The organism is Pseudomonas sp. GW821-FHT09E12, assembly GCF_059416085.1.
On record NZ_JBWKOM010000001.1, the window covers coordinates 932,763 to 951,696 of the forward strand.

Below are 18,934 nucleotides of genomic sequence, written 5' to 3' on the forward strand. Positions count from 1 at the left end.
ACAACGATCAGTCAGCCAGGCGCCAGGTGGTCCCACCCTTGCCGTCTTCCAGCACCACGCCCATGGCGGTGATCTGGTCGCGGATGCGGTCGGACTCGGCCCAGTCCTTGTTGGCCCGGGCAGCCAGGCGCGCCTGGATCAACGCTTCGACCTGCGCCGCGTCGACCCGGCCTTCGGCACCGGCCTGCAGGAAGTCATCGGCTTCCAGCTGCAGCACACCCAGCACGTCCGCCAGTTCCCGCAGGCGCGCCGCCAGACCGGCCGCCGCATTGAGATCGCTCTCGCGCAGACGGTTGATCTCGCGCACCATCTCGAACAGCACCGCACAGGCTTCCGGCGTGCCGAAGTCGTCGTTCATCACCTCGGTGAAACGCTCGACGAAGGCTTCGCCACCGGCGGCCGGTACAGCCGGCAGGCCTTTGAGGGCGTGGTAGAAACGCTCCAGGGCGCCCTTGGCGTCCTTGAGGTTGTCTTCCGAGTAGTTGATCGCGCTGCGGTAGTGGCTCGACACCAGCAGGTAACGCACCACTTCCGGATGGTATTTGTCGAGCACGTCGCGGATGGTGAAGAAGTTGTTCAAGGACTTGGACATCTTCTCGCCATTGATGCGGATCATGCCGCAATGCATCCAGGCATTGGCGTAGGTCTTGCCGGTGGCCGCCTCGCTCTGGGCGATCTCGTTTTCATGGTGCGGGAACTCGAGGTCGCTGCCGCCGCCATGAATGTCGAAGGTTTCGCCCAGGCAGCAGGTCGACATCACCGAGCATTCGATGTGCCAGCCCGGACGCCCGGCGCCCCATGGTGATTCCCAGCTCGGCTCGCCCGGCTTGGCGGCTTTCCACAGCACGAAGTCCAGCGGGTCCTGTTTCGACTCGTCGACTTCGATCCGCGCGCCGATGCGCAGGTCTTCGATCTTCTTGCGCGACAGCTTGCCGTAACCGAGGAACTTGCCGACCCGGTAGTACACGTCGCCGTTGCCCGGCGCATAGGCGTAGCCCTTGTCGATCAGGGTCTGGATCATCGCGTGCATGCCGGCGATATGGTCGGTGGCACGCGGCTCCATGTCCGGCTTCTTGATGTTCAGGCGCGCTTCGTCTTCGTGCATCGCCGCAATCATGCGCTCGGTCAGCGCCTCGAACGACTCGCCGTTCTCGTTGGCCCGATTGATGATCTTGTCGTCGATGTCGGTGATGTTGCGCACATAAGTCAGGTCGTAGCCGCTGAAACGCAGCCAGCGGGTCACCAGGTCGAAGGCGACCATGCTGCGGCCGTGGCCCAGGTGGCAGTAGTCGTACACGGTCATGCCGCACACGTACATGCGCACCTTGTTGCCATCGAGCGGCTTGAAGACTTCTTTGCTCTTGGTGAGCGTGTTGTAGATCGTTAGCACAAGGAGTTCCTTAACTGATCACTGACCCCAGGAGTCGCGCAGGGTCACGGTACGGTTGAATACCGGTGCGCCCGGTTTCGAGTCCTTGATATCCGCGCAGAAGTAACCTTCGCGCTCGAACTGGAAACGGTCTTCCGGCTGTGCGTTGCCCAGCGAGGGTTCGGCACGACAACCAGTGAGGACCTGCAGGGAGTCAGGGTTGATGTTGTCCAGGAAACTTGCGCTGTCTTCGGCCTTCTCCGGGTTCGGCGAACGGAACAGGCGATCGTACAGGCGCACTTCGCACTCGACGCTGGCGGCGGCCGGCACCCAGTGGATCACGCCCTTGACCTTGCGCCCTTCCGGGTTCTTGCCCAGGGTGTCCGGGTCGTACGAGCAACGCAGCTCGACGATGTTGCCATCGGCGTCCTTGATCGCCTCGTCGGCGCGGATCACGTAGCTACCGCGCAGGCGCACTTCGCCGGCCGGTTCCAGGCGCTTGTAGCCCTTTGGCGGCTCTTCCATGAAGTCGTCGCGATCGATGTAGATTTCACGGGCGAACGGTAGTACCCGCACACCCATGTCTTCTTTCGGGTGACGCGGCAATTCGAGGTTCTCGACCTGGTCTTGCGGGTAGTTGGTGATCACCACCTTCAGCGGACGCAGCACGCACATGGCGCGCGGGGCGCTGTGGTCGAGGTCGTCACGGATGCTGAACTCCAGCATGCCGAAGTCCACCACGCCGTCGGAACGGTTGGTGCCGACCATCTCGCAGAAGTTGCGGATGGATTTCGGCGTGTAGCCACGACGGCGGAAGCCCGACAGGGTCGACATGCGCGGGTCGTCCCAACCGTTGACGTGCTTCTCGTCCACCAGTTGCTTGAGCTTGCGCTTGCTGGTGATGGTGTAGTTCAGGTTCAGGCGGCTGAACTCGTACTGGCGCGGCTGTGCCGGCACCGGCAGGTTTTCCAGGAACCATTCGTACAACGGGCGATGGCTTTCGAACTCCAGGGTGCAGATCGAGTGAGTGATGCCTTCGATGGCGTCCGACTGACCGTGGGTGAAGTCGTAGTTCGGGTAGATGCACCACTTGTCGCCGGTCTGGTGGTGATGCGCATGGCGGATGCGATACATGATCGGGTCGCGCAGGTTCATGTTCGGCGAGGCCATGTCGATCTTGGCCCGCAGCACGCGTGCACCGTCCGGGAACTCACCAGCGCGCATGCGGGCAAACAGGTCCAGGTTCTCTTCGACGCTGCGATCGCGGAACGGACTGTTCTTGCCCGGCTCGGTCAGGCTGCCACGGTATTCCTTGGCCTGCTCGGGGGTCAGGTCGTCGACATAGGCCTTGCCCGCCTTGATCAGCTCCACCGCCCAGTCGTGCAGCTGGTCGAAGTATTGCGAGGCGTAGCGTACTTCACCGGACCACTCGAAGCCCAGCCACTTGACGTCGCTTTCGATGGCGTCGATGTATTCCTGGTCTTCCTTGGCCGGGTTGGTGTCGTCGAAACGCAGGTGGGTGACGCCGCCGAATTCCTGGGCCAGCCCGAAGTTCACGCAGATCGACTTGGCGTGACCGATGTGCAGGTAGCCGTTGGGTTCCGGCGGGAAGCGGGTCACGATCTGTGTGTGCTTACCCGAGTCCAGGTCCGCCTGGATGATCGGGCGCAGGAAGTTGACCGGAACGGCCGGTCCGGTCTTGGAATTCGAGGTAGGGTCGACAGTGGGCTTGCTCATAGGATCCTTGAACGTACAAGTGCGCGGCCGGTGCGGCCTGATAAATCAAAACGGATATCATAGCCGATGCGGTCAAGCCCCTGACAGAGCGGGCTTTAAATCTGCCGCGATTAATCCGTCGCAAATGAAAAAACAGCCTCGAATTTCACGCCCGTCACGCTAAACTGCGCACCTTGGCGGATTTTTGCCAGCGCGGTTCCGGCCCGCGGGCCCCAGGCCTGCCTCCCGGAACCCGGGAATTCCTTGAAAACGCTCCTCCTTATAAAGAGTACCGATCATGACCCAAGTCAAACTGACCACCAACCACGGCGACATCGTGCTGGAACTGAACGCCGAGAAAGCCCCGGTCACCGTGGCCAACTTCGTCGAATACGTTAAAGCCGGTCATTACGAAAACACCGTATTCCACCGCGTCATCGGTAACTTCATGATCCAGGGCGGCGGTTTCGAGCCAGGCATGAAAGAAAAGAAAGACAAGCGTCCAAGCATCCAGAACGAAGCCGACAACGGTCTTTCCAACGACAAGTACACCGTCGCCATGGCCCGCACCATGGAGCCGCATTCGGCTTCCGCGCAGTTCTTTATCAACGTCGCTGACAACAGCTTCCTCAACCACAGCGGCAAGACCGTGCAGGGCTGGGGCTACGCAGTATTCGGCAAAGTGGTCGCCGGCACCGAAGTGGTCGACAAGATCAAAGGCGTGGCCACCACCATGAAGGCCGGCCACCAGGACGTACCGGCAGAAGACGTGATCATCGAGAAAGCCGAGATCGTTGAGTGATACTGCTGATTTCAGATTTGCATCTGGAAGAGGAACGCCCGGACATTACCCGGGCGTTTCTGGATTTACTGGGCGGGCGTGCCCGCTCGGCGCAAGCGCTGTATATCCTGGGAGATTTCTTCGAGGTCTGGATCGGCGACGACGCCATGACCCCCTACCAGCTTTCCATTTGCCAGGCACTGCGCGAGCTCAGCGACAACGGCACGCAGGTTTTCCTGATGCATGGCAATCGCGACTTCATGCTTGGCAAGGCCTTCTGCAAGGCCGCGGGCGCGACCCTGCTCAAGGACCCGAGCGTGGTCGACTTCTACGGCGAGCCGGTGCTGCTGATGCACGGCGACAGCCTGTGCACCCGCGACGAAGCCTACATGCGCATGCGCCGCTACCTGCGCAACCCGGTTTCGTTGTGGATCCTCAGGCACCTGCCGCTGCGCACCCGGCACAAGCTGGCGCGCAAGCTGCGCAATGAAAGCCGCGCGCAAACCCGCATGAAGGCCAACGACATCGTCGACGTGACCCCGGACGAAGTGCCGCGGATCATGCAGGCGTTCAAGGTGCGGACCCTGGTCCACGGCCACACCCACCGCCCGGCCATCCACAAGTTGCAGATCGGCGACCAGGCCGCCAAGCGCATCGTGCTGGGGGACTGGGACCGTCAGGGCTGGGCCTTACAGGTGGATGAACAGGGTTTCCAGCTGGCGGCTTTCGACTTCGTGCCGTCACAGCAGGCATTGCCCCGCCTGTAGCCGCTGCCGCAGGCTGCGATAAGGCCCGAAGGGCCTTGCGAGGCCTTCCAGGCGAACGCTGCGCGTTCTATCGCAAACAAGCTCGCTCCTACAAAAAGGTACCTCCCCTGTAGGAGCGAGCTTGCTCGCGATAATTTCTCTGCACTACCGCACCATCAATGCCCCGCCGACGCCGACCCGGCCTTGGCGGTGAACGGTGGCTTGGCCAGCCACACCAACAGGATCAGCGCCATGAAGCTCCAACCCAGCAACGTGAAGTAGTCCACGGTGGACATCATGTACGCCTGCCCGGTCAGCACCTGGTCCAGTTGCGCGTAGGCCTGGTTGCTGGCACCGCCCAAGGAGTTCAGGGCATCGCGGGTGGCCGGCTCGAAGCTGCTGATGTGTTCACTCATGTAGGCATGGTGCTCGTTCGCCCGGCGGATCCAGATCCAGGTGGTCAACGACGCGGCGAAGCTGCCGCCCAGGGTCCGCAGGAAGGTGGCCAGGCCGGCGCCATCGGCGATCTGGTGCGGCGGCAGGTCCGACATCAGGATGCTCAGGGTCGGCATGAAGAACAGCGCCACGCCGATGCCCATGAACAGTTGCACCAGGGCGATGTGCTGGAAGTCCACCTCGTTGGTGAAGCCGGCGCGCATGAAGCAGCTCAGGCCGATCGCCAGGAACGCCAGCCCGGCCAGCAAGCGCAGGTCGAACTTGTGCGCGTACTTGCCGACGAAAGGCGACATCAGCACCGGCAGGATACCGATCGGCGCCACCGCCAGGCCGGCCCAGGTCGCGGTATAGCCCATCTGGGTCTGCAACCACTGCGGCAGGATCAGGTTGATACCGAAGAAACCGGCATAACCGCCCACCAGCACGATGGTGCCGATGCGGAAGTTGCGATGGGCGAACAACCGCAGGTTGACTACCGGATGGCGGTCGGTCATTTCCCAGATCACGAACACCGCCAGGGCAATCACCGAAATCAGCGTGCCGATAACGATGAAGTTGGATTCGAACCAGTCCAGGTCGTTGCCCTTGTCGAGCACGATCTGCAAGGCACCGACGCCGACGATCAGGCTCAGCAGGCCGATGTAGTCCATCGGCTGGCGACTGGTCACCACCGGCCGCGCCTTCAGTTGCTGCTTGACCACCCAGGCGGCGAACAGGCCGATCGGCACGTTGATGAAAAAGATCCACGGCCAGCTGTAACTGTCGGTGATCCAGCCGCCGAGAATCGGCCCGGCAATCGGCGCCACCACCGTGACCATCGCCAGCAGCGCCAGGGCCATGCCCCTTTTCGCCGGCGGGTAGACCGCGATCAGCAGGGTCTGGGTCATCGGGTACAACGGCCCGGCCACCACCCCTTGCAGCACACGAAAGCCCACCAGCTCGGGCATGGAGGTGGAAATCCCGCAGAGGAACGAGGCCAGCACGAACAGCAGGGTGGCCCAGATAAACAGCTTCACTTCGCCGAAGCGCCGGCTCAGCCAGCCGGTCAGCGGCAAAGCGATGGCGTTGCTCACGGCAAACGAGGTGATCACCCAGGTGCCCTGCTCCGAACTCACCCCAAGGTTGCCGGAAATGGTCGGCAAGGCCACGTTGGCGATGGTGGTGTCGAGCACCTGCATGAAGGTCGCCAGCGACAGGCCGATGGTGCTGAGCAACAGGCTGGGCGGCGTGAAAGAGGCGTTATTGCTCATCGCGAATCCTATGAAGCGAGGCAGGTGCCGCGGCCGCTAACGGCCGCAGCAGAGGGATCGGCGAATCAGCGCTGCGCGGTCTTGCCGATAGCGGCGCTGTTGTCGTGGATCAGACGGGCGATCAGGGCATCGGCCTCGCCCAGCTGGCGGTCGTAGACGCTGGTACTGAACGACGCCTTTTGTGGCGGCTGCTGGGCCAGCACGGGGCCGCTCTGGTCATGCAGGTCGACGTTGACCACCGTCGACAGACCGACCCGCAGCGGATGCCTGGCCAGTTCTTCGGCATTCACATGGATGCGCACCGGTACCCGCTGCACGATCTTGATCCAGTTGCCGGTGGCGTTTTGCGCCGGCAACAGGGCGAAGGCACTGCCGGTACCGGCGCCGAGGCTGTCGATGGTGCCGCTGTACTTGACCTCGCTGCCGTAGATATCGGCCTCGATGTCCACCGGCTGGCCGATGCGCATGTCACGCAGCTGGGTTTCCTTGAAGTTGGCGTCGATCCACAGTTGGTCGAGCGGGATCACCGCCATCAATGCGGTGCCCGGCTGCACCCGCTGGCCCAGTTGCACGGTGCGCTTGGCGACATAACCGGTCACCGGGGCGATCAGGGTGCTGCGGGCGTTGGTCAGATAGGCCTGGCGCAATTGCGCGGCGGCCGCCTGCACGTCCGGATGGTTCGAGACCACGGTGTCGTCCACCAGCGCGTTGGTGGTGTTGAGCTGCTGCTGGGCATTAGCCAGGGCGTTCTGCGCCGAGGTCAGGTCGTCGCGGGCGTGGGACAGTTCTTCCTGGGAAATCGCCCCGCTGCTGGCGAGGGTCCGGCGACGGTTGAAGTTGTCCTGGGCCTTCTGCACTTCGGCCTTCTGCGCCGCCACCTGGGCGCGCATGCCGTCGACATTGCTGTACAGCCCGCGCACCTGGCGCACGGCGCGGGCCAGGTTGGCCTCGGCGCTTTGCAGGCCGACCTCGGCATCGTTGGGGTCGAAGTTGATCAGCACCTGGCCTTCGTGGACCAGGTCGCCATCGTCGGCGCCGATGCTGACCACCGTACCGGTGACCAGCGGGGTGATTTCCACCACGTTGCCGTTCACATAGGCGTCGTCGGTGCCTTCGTTCCAGCGTCCGTAGAGTTCATACCAGGCAAAGACCCCTAGCCCGCCCAGGACGATCAGCGCCACCAGGCCCAGCAGCATGACCTTGCGCTTGCGCGGGTTGGCGGTGTCCGGGGTGTTTTCAGGAGCGTTGTTGGTTTCGGCAGTGGCCATGATGAGTACCTTGAATTATTGAGTGCGCGAGGCTGGGGTCGGGGCGGCCGCGGCCAGATTGTCGGTCTGGAAACCACCGCCCAGGGCCTGCATCAGTTGGATCGACAGGTCGATCTGCTGGGCATTCAGGGTCGCCAGCTGACGCTGGGCCTGCAGCAATTGCTGCTCGATGCTGAGCACGTCCAGGTAATTGCCGATCCCCGAGCCGTAGCGCTGGACCACGGTGTCGTAGGAGTCCTGGGCGATGTCGGTGGCGTGTTGCTGGGCGGCGATCTGCCGACCGATGTCACGCAGTTGGGAGAGGGTGTCGCTGACATCCCCCAGGGCATTCACCAGGCTCTTGTTGTACTGCGCCACGGCCAGGTCGTAGTCGGCGTCCCGGGCATCCAGGTCGGCGCGCAGGCGGCCACCGTCGAAGATCGGCAGCGACACGGTCGGGGCGATATTGAAGAAGCGGCTGGCCGATCCGAACATCGCGTCCCCCAGCAACGCTTGAGTGCCGGCAGCGGCGCTCAGGTTGAGGTTGGGATAGAAGTTGGTCTTGCCGGCGTCGATGCTCTTGCTCGCCGCCTCGACCCGCCAGCGCGCGGCCACCAGGTCCGGACGGCGGCCCAGCAGTTCCGCCGGCAGCACCGACGGCAGCGCCACCGCGCTGGCCTGCAAGACTTTCGGCCGGGCGATTTCGTTACCCCGGTCCGGGCCCTTGCCGAGCAATACCGCGAGGGCAATCTTGGCGCTCTGCAGGTTTTTCTCGGCATCGATCAGGCTGGCTTCGGAGCTGGCCTCCAGGCTTTCGGTCTGCTGGTACTGGTACTGGCTGTCGATGCCCGAGCTCAGGCGTTTCTGGCTCAGGTCGAGCATCTGCCGGGTGCGCTTGAGGTCTTCAGTGGCCAGGTCATGGACGATATGCGCCTGGCCCAGGTCGCTGTAGGCCCGGGCCACATCGGCGGCCAGGGTCAGTTGCGCGGCCTGGCGATCGATCTCGGCGGCGCGCGCCTGGCCCAGGGCGGCTTCCCAGGTATCGCGCTGGCCGCCCCAGAGGTCGAAGGTGTAATTGAAGTTGCCTGTCAGGCTGCGCATCGTGCTGTAGTTGTCGCCCTGCCCACTCGGGTCCTGCGAACGGGACAGGCGCGAGCGGCTGACACTGCCGCTGGCGTCCAGGGTCGGCATGCGTGCCGCGTCCGCGGCATAGGCCGCCGCGCTGGCCTGGTGGGCGCGGGCGCTGGCGATCTGCATGTCGGGGCTGTCGTGCAGGGCCTCGCGGATCAGGCCGTCGAGCTGTGGATCGCCCAGGCTCTTCCACCAGTCGCTCTTCGGCCAGGCCGCCGGCGACAGGGTCACGCCATTCAGGGATTGTCCGGCCTTGAGGGATTTGGCATCGAGGCTCACCCCTTCGGTTGTCAGGCCGCTGTAGTTGGCACATCCCGCCAGGCTCATGGCCAGCAGCACCAGGCTCAAACGGGCACGCAAGGTTTTACTGCTCATTTACTTATCACCTACCCGCAACACGGTGATCGGGTCACCGGCCGCCAGCAAAATTTTCTTGAGGATCTGTTCCAGGGTTTTCAACTCTTCGGGGGTGATGGCGCCGGCCAGTTGGTTCATCGCGTTGGCGCCGATGTGCGGCAGGCAGTCGGCGAGCTTCTGGCCCTCCTCGGTGAGCACCAGGCGCACCTGGCGGCGGTCGTGCTCCGAGCGTTGGCGGGCGAGGAAGTCCTTCTGCTCGAGGCGATCGAGCATTCGGGTCATGGAACCGCTGTCCAGGGACAGGTGGCGGCACAGCTCGGCCGGGGTGTCGACGCCGAACTGGGCCATGATGATCAGCACCTTGAACTGCGCGGAGGTGATGCCGTGGGGTTCCATGTGGGTGTCGATGATCCGGTCCTTGAGCAGGGCCGCGCGGCCCAGCAAGAGCCCGAGGTGGCAATTGTGGAAATCGTCTGGGGTGAAGTGCTTCATCTGACCACCTGTTAGCTGCCTAGGCAGCGAAAGTATGTCGAGATGTTACTGCCTAGGCAGCCAATATCCAAACAATAATTAGCATGCTTACTATTAAGCTAATTAATGGGAAAGCCTTGAAGTCAAGAATCGGCGGGAGAATTACCGGCTGGAGGAGCGGCGTGGTGAACACCAGCCCCCTCGCCAAAGGGGACTGGATTGTCGACGAGCTAGAAGTCGCGCTTGTAGAAGATGTCCAGCGAACTGGCGACGCCGCTGGCCGCTTCCAAGTAGACCTTTTTGCTCAGCTTGTAGCGCAGGGCGATGGTGTTGGCCGGCTCGAAGACCCCCACCCCGTAACGCAGGCTGAGCCGCTCGGAGATATTGCCGCTGGCCACCACGCTGGTGGTGTTGCCGCTGCCCTGGGTGTCGAGCTGGAAGTCGTCGATCCCCAGGTCCTTGGCCAGCCCGCCGGTAATGTTCGAGCTGCCCATCAGGCCCAGGCCCAGGGCAGCTTGCGCCAGCATGTTGTTGTCCTCGCCGGTGGTGCTCAAGGGACGCCCGAGCACCAGGTAGGACAGCGCCTGCTCCTGGCTCATGGCCGGTTCCGAAAAGATCTGCGTGGTCGGCTGTTCGGCGCTGCCACTGAGGCGGATGCCGGCGATCACGTCATCGGTCTGGCGGATCGCCTCGATGTCCAGGTACGGCTGGTCGATCGGCCCGGCGAACAGCAGGCGCGCCCGGCGTACGGTCAGGCGCTGGCCGTAGGCGCGGTAGCGGCCGTCGTTGAGCCACAACTCGCCACGGGTGTCCATGTTGTCGCCGATGTGCACGTGGCCTTGCAGGTTGGCGGTCAGGCCGAAACCGGTGAAGCTGAGCTTGTCCTCGCCGACCACCACATCGATGTCCATCGCCATGGCCATCGGTGCTTTGCCCTCCTCGGTCTGGTGGCCGATGATCACCGTGTCGTCCGACACCTTGACCGTCGATGGCGGCAATTCACGGATGGTGATTTCACCCTTGGGCACATGGACCTTGCCGGCGATCGCCAGCTTGTCGTCCTTCATCGAGATCTTCAGGTCCGGCGCCACGTCCAGCACCGCATAGGGCTCGACGGTGACCGGCAGTTGCGAGCCTTTCAGGCTCAGGTCCACCACCAGCGCCTGGCCCCAGGCGATATTGCCGTTCAGGCTACCCTGGCCGGCCTTGCCGCTCTTCCAGCCGCCGTTCAACTGCACGCTTTCACCGGCGATCAGCGCCTGCAATTGCAGGTCCTGGAGGCTGATGGGCAATTCAGGGCCGGAAACTTCGCCACCACTAAGGGCCAGGTTGCCATTGACCTGCGGCGCCAGCAGACCGCCGGAGATGCGCCCGCTGCCATTGAGGGTGCCGGTGAGCTTTTCGACCATCGGCACGAACGGCCGCGCCACCGCCAGGTCCAGGCCGCTGAGGCGGAACTCGCCGGACAGCGGCTTGTTTTTCGGCAGCGGATTGATCTGCGCCTGCAGCATCAGCTCACCGAGCTTGCCGCCACTGAACGCCAGCTGGGTGTCGATACGCTTGGGGTTGAGGGTGGTGTCGAGTTTCAGCGTCTGGTACGGGAAGTCCAGCCACTGCTGCTTTTCCTTGACCCGCAAGGTGCCGCCGCTGGCGTCCAGCAGGATCCGCCCCTGCGGGCCGCCAGCCGGTACGTCCAGCTTGATATCGGCATTGAGCCGGCCCTTCCAGGCGAAGTCCTTGGGCAACCACTGCGCGAGACTGTCGATCGGGAACTGCTTGAGGTGGTAGCGCAACTTGGGCTCGGGCATCAGCCGCTGATCCTCGCCACACAGGCTGGCATCGCCGCTGGCCCAGCAATGGGCGCCGAAGTTGAGCTTGCCGTCGGCCAGATATTCGAGCTTGGCCGGGGCTTGCAGCCTCCAGTCCTGGCCACCGGTCTGGATATCGCCGCTGGCCAGGCGCCCGCGCCAGTTGCCCTGGTCCAGCTTGCCGTCCAGGCCCAGTGCCAGCTTGAGCTGCGGGCCTTGCAGGTCCAGTTGCAGCTTCTGGCTCTTGATATCGCCCTGGCCGCTGGCCGTCAGTGTGCCCAGCGCGGTTTCACCGACCTGGATGCCGGCCCCCTTGAGGTCGATTTGCGCCCGTTGCGCGCTGTCCAGGTTGGCATCGAGCTTGAGGCTCTGCAGGCGATTGTCGGCGAACACCAGTTGCTGGCCTTGCAGGTCGAGCTTGCCCTGCGGCGCCTTCAGGGTGCCCGCCACATCGAGGCGGCCGTTGAGCTGGCCACGCAGCTCGGGCCACAGCTGGCCGAGACGCGGCAGCTTGATATCGAGTTGCCCGGCCAAACGCTGTTGCAGGCGGCCGGAACCGTTGATGCGGTTGTCGCCCAGGCGGATGTCCAGGGTGTTCAGGTTCCACTGCTCGCCAGCGCCATCGGCCTTGGCCTGCAGCACCGCGGGCTGGCCGCGCAGCTTGCCCTTGAGGTCGAGGTCGGCGTTGAGCTTGAGTTGCTCGTTCTTCATTTCGCCCTGGCTGCGCAGCGGCCCGGCCAAAGTGCCCGGCAGCTCGGCGACCCAGTACGCCGGGTTGATCGCCGACAGATCCAGGGCGGTATCCCAGGCGATGCCGTCGGCGAATTGCAGGTTCAGGTGGCCTTCGGCCTTGCCCTGGCCGGCGGCCAGCTTGAACTGGGGCAGGAAGATTTTCGTCAGGTCGCCGCTGAACGGGCTGCTGAGGCTGAACGCCCCCGCCGGGCCATCGAGGTCACCCTTGAAGTTGCCCAGGTAGTTGCCATCGCGGTAGGCGACCTCGGCAGTGAAGCGGCGCACCGCCACCGCGGGCTCTTCGATCAGCGGGGACAGGCGATGCCAGGGGAAATCCAGCCAGTCGAGCCTGGCTTCGGCGTTCAGGCCCTGGCTCCAGTCCAGCTGGCCCGTCAGCTTGAGGTTCTGCTTGTCGTTGGCGCTCAGGTCCAGCGCGGCGATCTGCGCGCCCTTGGCGTCGACCTTGCCTTGCAGCACCAGGGCCACCGGCCCCTGCTCGGCCGGCAGGCTGGCCTTGCCCAGCAGTTGGTAACCCGCCTTGAGGTCGCCTTTGCCAGTCAGTTCCAGCTGGTTGAGCATCAGGGTATCGGGCAGCTCGGCGCTGGCCTTGAAGCCATCGGCGGTGATCCGCACCTCGGCCGGCAGGTTCTCCACCAACGGTTGCAGCTCACCGCTCAATTGGCCTTGCAGGTAACCGCTGCTGTCGGCCGCAAGCTTGAGGGTCTTCAACAGGTCGCCATCGACCTTCAGCGCCAGCGCCCAGGGTTCACTGCCCGGCGCCGGCAGGGTCAGGGTACCGGTGGCGCTCAGTGGCCAGTCGCCGCTGGGCGACAACAAGCCCGAAAGTTTGAGGCTGAGGTCGTCGCGTTGCAGGCTCACCGAGTCGATCTGCAGGCCCTTGGCCGTCCACTGCGCCGCCAGCTGCAAGCCCTTGAGTTCCTCGCTGCCATTGAACTGCAGGCTGCCGACCCGTACCTGCCCCAGCTCGATAGCCACAGGCAACTGCAGATCCGGCAGGCTGATCGGGCCGCTGCTTTGTTCTTCTGCGCCCGGCGGGAATTGCAGGCTGACCTGCTCCACGTCCAGTTGCTCGATGCACAGGGTCATGCGCATTAGGCACGCCGGCGACCAGGCGAATTTCGGCGCCTGGAGTTCGACCCGGCTGCTGTCCTGCTGCCACAGCAGATGATCGGCGCTCCACTGTCCGCCCAAGCGGCCGGCGAAGTTATCCACGCTCAAGCCCGGCACCAGGCCCAGGGCCCAGCGACTGCCGGCCTGGGTGCCGAGTATCGAAGCCAGCGCCAGTACCAGCACCGCCACCAACACAAGCAGCGCCAGCGCCGCGATCTTCAAACCACGCTTCACAGCTCAGGCCCCATGGAAAAGTGCAAGCGAATGCCGCCGTCATCGTCCAGCGCATGGGCCAGGTCAAGGCGGATCGGCCCCACCGGGGACACCCAGCGCACGCCGACACCGACCCCGGTCTTGAGGTTCGGCAGTTCAAGTTTGTCGAAGGAGTTGCCCTGGTCGACAAAGGTCGCCAGGCGCCATTTTTCCGCGATGGAGTACTGATACTCGACGCTGCCGGCCACCATGTAGCGCCCACCGATCCGGTCGCCGTCGGAGTTCTCCGGCGACAGGCTCTGGTAGTCGTAACCGCGCACGCTCTGATCGCCACCGGCGAAAAAGCGCAGCGACGGCGGGATCTTCTTGTAACCGTTGGTGGCACTGCCACCGAACTGCACCCGGCCGAGGAAGCGATGGTTGTCCCACACCGTGGTCAGGCCCTTGAGCAGCACGGTGCCATATAACAGGTTGGTGTCCGAACCCAGCCCTTCCTTGGCCACCTTGCTGTCGAATTGCAGGCGATAGCCGTTGTGCGGGTCGATGCGGTTATCGCTGCGCAGGTAGGAATAGCTGATGCCGGGCATCAACAGGGTACTCAGGCCCGAGTCGTCGCCCAGGCGGTATTCCTCGCGTTGCCACTTCAACGAGATGACTCGCTGCCAGCCGCTGGGCAACTTGCTGTGCCACTCGGGACCGAGGGTGAGCAGCTTGCTCAGGGTGTCGGTATTGGCGATTTCTTCGTTCTGGTAGCCGCCGGCAAAACGCAGCTTGTCGGTCAGCGGCGGGTCCAGCGGTATGTCGTAGAACAGGCCGACGTTCTGTCGCGGCACGGAGACTTCCGCCTCCCAGCCGTAGCTGTGGCCTTGGGCGTTGACCCAGTGCCGGGTCCAGTTGGCTTTGGCCCGCGGCCCGACGTCGGTGGAAAAGCCCAGGCCCAGGCCCATGGTGCGCGGCTTGCGGGTTTCCAGCTGGACCGCCACCGGAATCACCTCGGCGGCGGCCGCGGTCGGCGCCGCGTCGACCCGCACGCCCTCGAAGTAACCGCTCGATTGCAATGCCTGGTTAAGCTCGGCGATCAGCTCGGAATCGTAGGGAGTACCGGCCTTGAACGGCACCATGCGTTGCAGCAGGTCTTCGTCGAACGGTGTATCGCCGGCAAAACTGACCTTGCCCAGGGCATAACGCGGACCGCTTTCGTAGACCAGCTCGATATCCGCCACCCCGGCCTGGGGGTCCACGGCCAGCTTCTGCCGGGTGAAACGCCCGCTGAAAAAGCCGTAGCGCGACGCCTGGTTCTGGATCAGCCGCTTGGCGTCTTCGTAATGACCGTGATTGAGAACCGCGCCGCTTTTCAGCTGGTCGCTCCTGGGCACCCGAAAGCCCTTGAGGGAGGCCGCCGGGCCGTCGACCCGGATGGTGACGTTGCGCAGGTGCACCGGCTCGCCAGGATCGATATTCAGCACCAAACGCGGCTTTTCGCCGCCTTTGACTTCGCTGCTGATCTGCGGCTGGTAGTAGCCCAGGGCCTGGGCGGCCTTGCGGGCCTGCTCCTCGGCGCCACGGCTGAAACGCAGCAGGGCTTCCTCGTCGCGATCGCCCACCCCGCCGATGTAGCCTTCCACATTGGCCTTGAGTTCATCGTTGGAGGGTTTGACCCTGACGTCCAATTCGCTTTGCGCCAGTGCCGCACAGCTTGTGAACAGCAGCAACAAGCCGCTGGTGAATCTTCCTGAAAACTTCATAGGCGCGAATGCTATCACGAGCTGGGAGCCCGATAGAGCGCACAAATGTGAGGAAAGTTCTGTTCAGCCGGTCGCGCTTTGCAGAACCTGCGGGTTGGCGTGAAAGAAAACGTGCTCGCGGACCGGACCGACGGCGATCTCGCCAATCTCTTCATAACCCTGGCGCTCATAGAACGCCAGGTAACGCGGGTTGCCGGTGTCCAGCACCACACCCTGGGAGTGTTCATCCACCGCGCACCAGTTGTGCACCGCCTGCAGCAACTGCTCACCGAAGTGCCTGCCCTGGAATTGCGGATGAATCCCCAGCAAGGGCAGGACGTGCACCGAATCGCTGGGCAGGCAACCCAGCACCGCGGCGTGATAGTCCAGGTAACGCCGGGTGCAACGGAAACCGGTACTGAGCACCATGCGCAGGCGCCAGGCCCAACTCTCGGTAATGCCCAGGCGACGCTGGGGCGGTGCGATCAGGGCGATGCCGATCAGCCGGTCATTGACCAACAGGCCGATGGCCGGCAGGTCCTGAATGAAGTGCTGCTTGACCAGCTCCCGTACCGTGGCCCTCACCCGTTGTTCGTAACCCGGGCGTTCGGACTCGAACAGATAAGCGAAGGTCGGCTCGTGGCGATAAGCCTGATACAGCAGGGAACGGGCTTCGCGGGCATAGCCGCTGTCGAGCATGTGAATGTCGGCGATGGCAGTCGAGGTTTCAGGCATGGCGATTGGTCTCCCCCTGGGCCCGGCTTGAAGTGGCCGCGCTGGGCGGCGGCGTTCTTCTGCGCGGTTGTTATAGCTACGAACCTTTCAGGCTCATGATCGTTCCACCGCCCATGGACCTTAGCAGCGCATCTGCCCTGCTGCCACGCTGGCCGCCGCGCGACTTGTCGGCTAGCATCGCAGTTTTGCCAGGACTGCCGACCATGAAGATCGTCTCGTTCAACATCAACGGGCTGCGCGCCCGCCCCCATCAGTTGGCGGCGCTGATCGAAAAGCATCAACCGGACGTCATCGGCCTGCAGGAAACCAAGGTGTCGGACGACCAGTTCCCCCTGGCCGAAGTCCAGGCGCTGGGTTATCACGTGCATTACCACGGGCAGAAAGGCCACTACGGCGTCGCCCTGCTCTCGCGCCAGGCGCCGCTGGACCTGTACAAAGGCTTCGATGGCGACGATGAAGATGCCCAGCGGCGTTTTATCTGGGGCACCTTCGCCGATGTCGATGGCACCCCGGTGACCATCATGAACGGCTACTTCCCCCAGGGCGAAAGCCGCGACCACCCCACCAAGTTCCCGGCCAAGCAACGTTTCTACAGCGACCTGCAGCACCTGCTGGAAACCCGCTTCAGCAACGAGCAGCCGCTGGTGGTCATGGGCGACGTGAACATTTCCCCGGAAGACTGCGACATCGGCATCGGCCCGGACAACATGAAGCGCTGGCTGAAAACCGGCAAGTGCAGCTTCCTGCCGGAAGAGCGCGAGTGGATGGCCCGCCTGAAGAACTGGGGCCTGGTGGACAGTTTCCGCCACCTCAACCCCGAGGTGGCCGATCGTTTCAGCTGGTTCGACTACCGCAGCCGCGGTTTCGAGGACGAGCCCAAGCGCGGCCTGCGCATCGACCTGATCATGGCCTCTCGCGGCCTGCTGCCACGGATCAAGGATGCCGGGGTCGACTACGACCTGCGCGGCATGGAGAAACCTTCCGACCACGCACCGATCTGGCTCGAGCTGAGCTGATCGCCCGGCACAAAAAAGCCCATCCTGAGATGGGCTTTTTTATGGCTTCAGCGTCTCAACACAGCTCGACCCGGGTGCTGGTGCCAGCCTGCATGATGGCCTCGATGGCGGACTCACGGGTCGGCTCCGAGTCATACAAGTGGCTGACCAGGATCACCTCCTTGCCGGCCTTGAGATTGAAGTAAGGTTTGCCACCGGGGGCGATCTTCTTTTCGTAACTACCCGGGGACGTGCAGTGCTTGCGGAGCAGCGCAATGGCTGCCTCGACACTCTCACGACAAGGGTAACGGTCGCTTTGAAGCATGGTCTGCGCGTCCTTGGACTTCAGCAAGAACCTGAAACCACCGCTGCCATATTGCTTCAGCTCGAACCAGCCACTCATTTCATACTCCTTTGACACAAGCAAATTGCAGCCAGGGCTGCATCGACGCCTGGTGACGACGAGAGTCAGCGTGCGCCAATTCCCCTCCAGACAAAGTTTTCAACTGTACTGAGCCCGCCGTGCCGGGTCTTTAAGAGCATTCTGAAAAGCCAGGGGAACGCTCCGATTACCCCCATCAACCGTCACATCCCCGTCACCTCCCTGACTTAATCTCGCCGCACTCGCTCCCGCCATAGAAGGCCATTGCCGCATGTCACGCGTTTGTACCGTCAGTGAACCGGACCTCTGGTGCCGAACCCTCTTCCTGCTGCTGGTCGGCTTCGTCTGCTACGCCCTGCCCTGGTCGGTGTTCGCCGCCCTGCCCCTGGCCGGCGACAACCAGCCGGTGCTGCGCATCCAGGGCTCCAACACCATCGGTGCCGCGCTGGGCCCGGCCCTGGTCAAGGGCCTGATGCAAGAACAGGGTTTGCTCGACATACGGATCGAGGCGACGGGTAAAGACAACGAACGTCGGGTGACCGGCCAGAGTGCCCAAGGCCAGCGCGTTGTCGTCGAGATCGCCGCGCATGGCTCCAGTACCGGCTTTGCCGCGTTGAAGAACGCCAGCGCCGACCTCGCCGCCGCGTCACGGCCGATCAAGGACAGCGAACTGGTGGAGCTGGAAGCCCTCGGCGACCTGAAAGACCCCGACGCCGAACAGGTGATCGCCATCGACGGCCTGGCCATCATCCTCCACCCGCACAACCCGCTGGCGCGGCTGGACACCGAACAATTGGCGCGGGTGTTCAGCGGCGAGGTAAAAACCTGGGAAGAACTGGGCGGCGTCGGCGGCGCCATTCACCTATACGCCCGCGATGACCGCTCCGGCACCTACGACACCTTCAAGGAACTGGTGCTGGCACGCCGCAACAAGAACCTGAGCGCCACAGCGAAACGCTTCGAGTCCAGCGAACGACTCTCCGACGCGGTCAGCCGCGATCCCCAGGGCATCGGTTTTATCGGCCTGCCTTATGTGCGCCAGGCCAAGACCGTGGCGATTGTCGATGGCGGCTCGCAACCGATGCTGCCCCTCGACAGCCTGATCGCCACCGAGGACTACCCACTGTCACGGCGCCTGTACTTCTACCTGCCGCCCGATGAGCAAAACCCCTGGGCCAGGGCCCTGGTGCGTTTCGCCCAAAGTGCCAGGGGCCAGGCCATAGTCGCGGCCAACGGTTTTATTGCCCAGACGGTGCTGGCCATGAGTGTCGCCCCCGCCCCGCAGATGCCCGAGGGTTACCAGGCCATCGCCCGGCAGGCGCAGCGCCTGACCGTGAATTTTCGTTTCGAGGAAGGCAGCGCCACCCTCGATAACAAGGCGCGCCAGGACCTGCCACGGGTCCTGGACTTTCTCAAGCGGCACGACAAGCTGGCCAAGCGCGTGACCCTGGTCGGCTTCGGCGATGCCAAGAACGATCCGGCACGCGCGGCGCTGTTGTCCAAGCTCAGAGCCATGACCGTGCGCCGGGAACTGGTGAGAAACGGTGTGGTGTTGCGCGAGATCCGCGGTTTTGGCGCGCAGATGCCGGTCGCGGCCAATACCGCGGACGAGGGGCGGATCAAGAATCGGCGGGTGGAAGTCTGGGTGTATTGAGAGAGAAACCAGCGGTGTAATCGAGGCCGCTTCGCG

At 63.7% G+C, this 18,934-nt stretch carries 14 protein-coding genes; 4 read left to right on the plus strand and 10 right to left on the minus strand.

The annotated features are described in order from the left end of the window. Positions 1 to 7 precede the first annotated feature (7 nt). Positions 8 to 1,390, minus strand: a complete 1,383-nt coding sequence (cysS, locus tag AC07PQ_RS04190) for a cysteine--tRNA ligase (protein ID WP_007929632.1) — start codon at positions 1,388 to 1,390, stop codon at positions 8 to 10. Positions 1,391 to 1,408: 18 nt separating this feature from the next. Next, positions 1,409 to 3,106, minus strand: a complete 1,698-nt coding sequence (locus tag AC07PQ_RS04195; RefSeq protein ID WP_102679845.1) for a glutamine--tRNA ligase/YqeY domain fusion protein — start codon at positions 3,104 to 3,106, stop codon at positions 1,409 to 1,411. Positions 3,107 to 3,383: 277 nt separating this feature from the next. Here AC07PQ_RS04195 and AC07PQ_RS04200 point away from each other — a divergent pair, with 277 nt between their 5' ends. After that, positions 3,384 to 3,887 carry a peptidylprolyl isomerase gene (locus AC07PQ_RS04200; RefSeq protein ID WP_007929634.1) on the plus strand — a complete coding sequence of 168 codons (504 nt, stop codon included), beginning with the start codon at positions 3,384 to 3,386 and terminating at the stop codon, positions 3,885 to 3,887. Beyond that, complete coding sequence (lpxH, locus tag AC07PQ_RS04205; protein ID WP_274304015.1) at positions 3,884 to 4,633, plus strand: UDP-2,3-diacylglucosamine diphosphatase; 750 nt, start codon at positions 3,884 to 3,886, stop codon at positions 4,631 to 4,633. The genes AC07PQ_RS04200 and lpxH overlap by 4 nt, the downstream gene beginning before the upstream one ends. 155 nt (positions 4,634 to 4,788) lie before the next feature. Here lpxH and AC07PQ_RS04210 read toward each other — a convergent pair whose 3' ends face one another. From AC07PQ_RS04210 to AC07PQ_RS04240, 7 genes are all read right to left on the minus strand, one after another. Next, entirely contained in the window at positions 4,789 to 6,318 is a 1,530-nt protein-coding gene (locus AC07PQ_RS04210; protein ID WP_007929636.1) for a DHA2 family efflux MFS transporter permease subunit, read from the minus strand. 65 nt (positions 6,319 to 6,383) lie between these two features. Further along, positions 6,384 to 7,586 (minus strand): HlyD family secretion protein, encoded by a 1,203-nt coding sequence (locus tag AC07PQ_RS04215; RefSeq protein ID WP_007929637.1) that lies wholly within the window; start codon positions 7,584 to 7,586, stop codon positions 6,384 to 6,386. A gap of 15 nt (positions 7,587 to 7,601) precedes the next feature. Continuing rightward, positions 7,602 to 9,071 (minus strand): efflux transporter outer membrane subunit, encoded by a 1,470-nt coding sequence (locus tag AC07PQ_RS04220; RefSeq protein ID WP_493184380.1) that lies wholly within the window; start codon positions 9,069 to 9,071, stop codon positions 7,602 to 7,604. Then, positions 9,072 to 9,545 carry a MarR family winged helix-turn-helix transcriptional regulator gene (locus AC07PQ_RS04225; protein ID WP_493184379.1) on the minus strand — a complete coding sequence of 158 codons (474 nt, stop codon included), beginning with the start codon at positions 9,543 to 9,545 and terminating at the stop codon, positions 9,072 to 9,074. Positions 9,546 to 9,754: 209 nt separating this feature from the next. Continuing rightward, a complete protein-coding gene (locus tag AC07PQ_RS04230; RefSeq protein ID WP_493184378.1) occupies positions 9,755 to 13,429 on the minus strand; it encodes a translocation/assembly module TamB domain-containing protein in 3,675 nt (1,224 codons plus the stop codon). Further along, positions 13,426 to 15,153, minus strand: coding sequence for an autotransporter assembly complex protein TamA (locus tag AC07PQ_RS04235; protein WP_493184377.1), 1,728 nt, complete (start codon positions 15,151 to 15,153; stop codon positions 13,426 to 13,428). The genes AC07PQ_RS04230 and AC07PQ_RS04235 overlap by 4 nt, the downstream gene beginning before the upstream one ends. Before the next feature lie 63 nt (positions 15,154 to 15,216). Further along, positions 15,217 to 15,867, minus strand: a complete 651-nt coding sequence (locus tag AC07PQ_RS04240; RefSeq protein ID WP_007929645.1) for a GNAT family N-acetyltransferase — start codon at positions 15,865 to 15,867, stop codon at positions 15,217 to 15,219. Between the two features lie 203 nt (positions 15,868 to 16,070). On the opposite strand from AC07PQ_RS04240, the gene xthA reads away from it, so the two are divergent. Continuing rightward, positions 16,071 to 16,883 carry an exodeoxyribonuclease III gene (gene xthA / locus AC07PQ_RS04245; RefSeq protein WP_053261861.1) on the plus strand — a complete coding sequence of 271 codons (813 nt, stop codon included), beginning with the start codon at positions 16,071 to 16,073 and terminating at the stop codon, positions 16,881 to 16,883. Between the two features lie 55 nt (positions 16,884 to 16,938). On the opposite strand, the gene AC07PQ_RS04250 is transcribed toward xthA, so the two are convergent. Continuing rightward, a complete protein-coding gene (locus AC07PQ_RS04250; protein ID WP_062825314.1) occupies positions 16,939 to 17,265 on the minus strand; it encodes a YegP family protein in 327 nt (108 codons plus the stop codon). Between the two features lie 250 nt (positions 17,266 to 17,515). On the opposite strand from AC07PQ_RS04250, the gene AC07PQ_RS04255 reads away from it, so the two are divergent. Then, on the plus strand, positions 17,516 to 18,898 hold the full coding sequence (locus AC07PQ_RS04255; protein ID WP_493184376.1) for a substrate-binding domain-containing protein: 1,383 nt from the start codon (positions 17,516 to 17,518) through the stop codon (positions 18,896 to 18,898). Positions 18,899 to 18,934 lie beyond the last annotated feature (36 nt).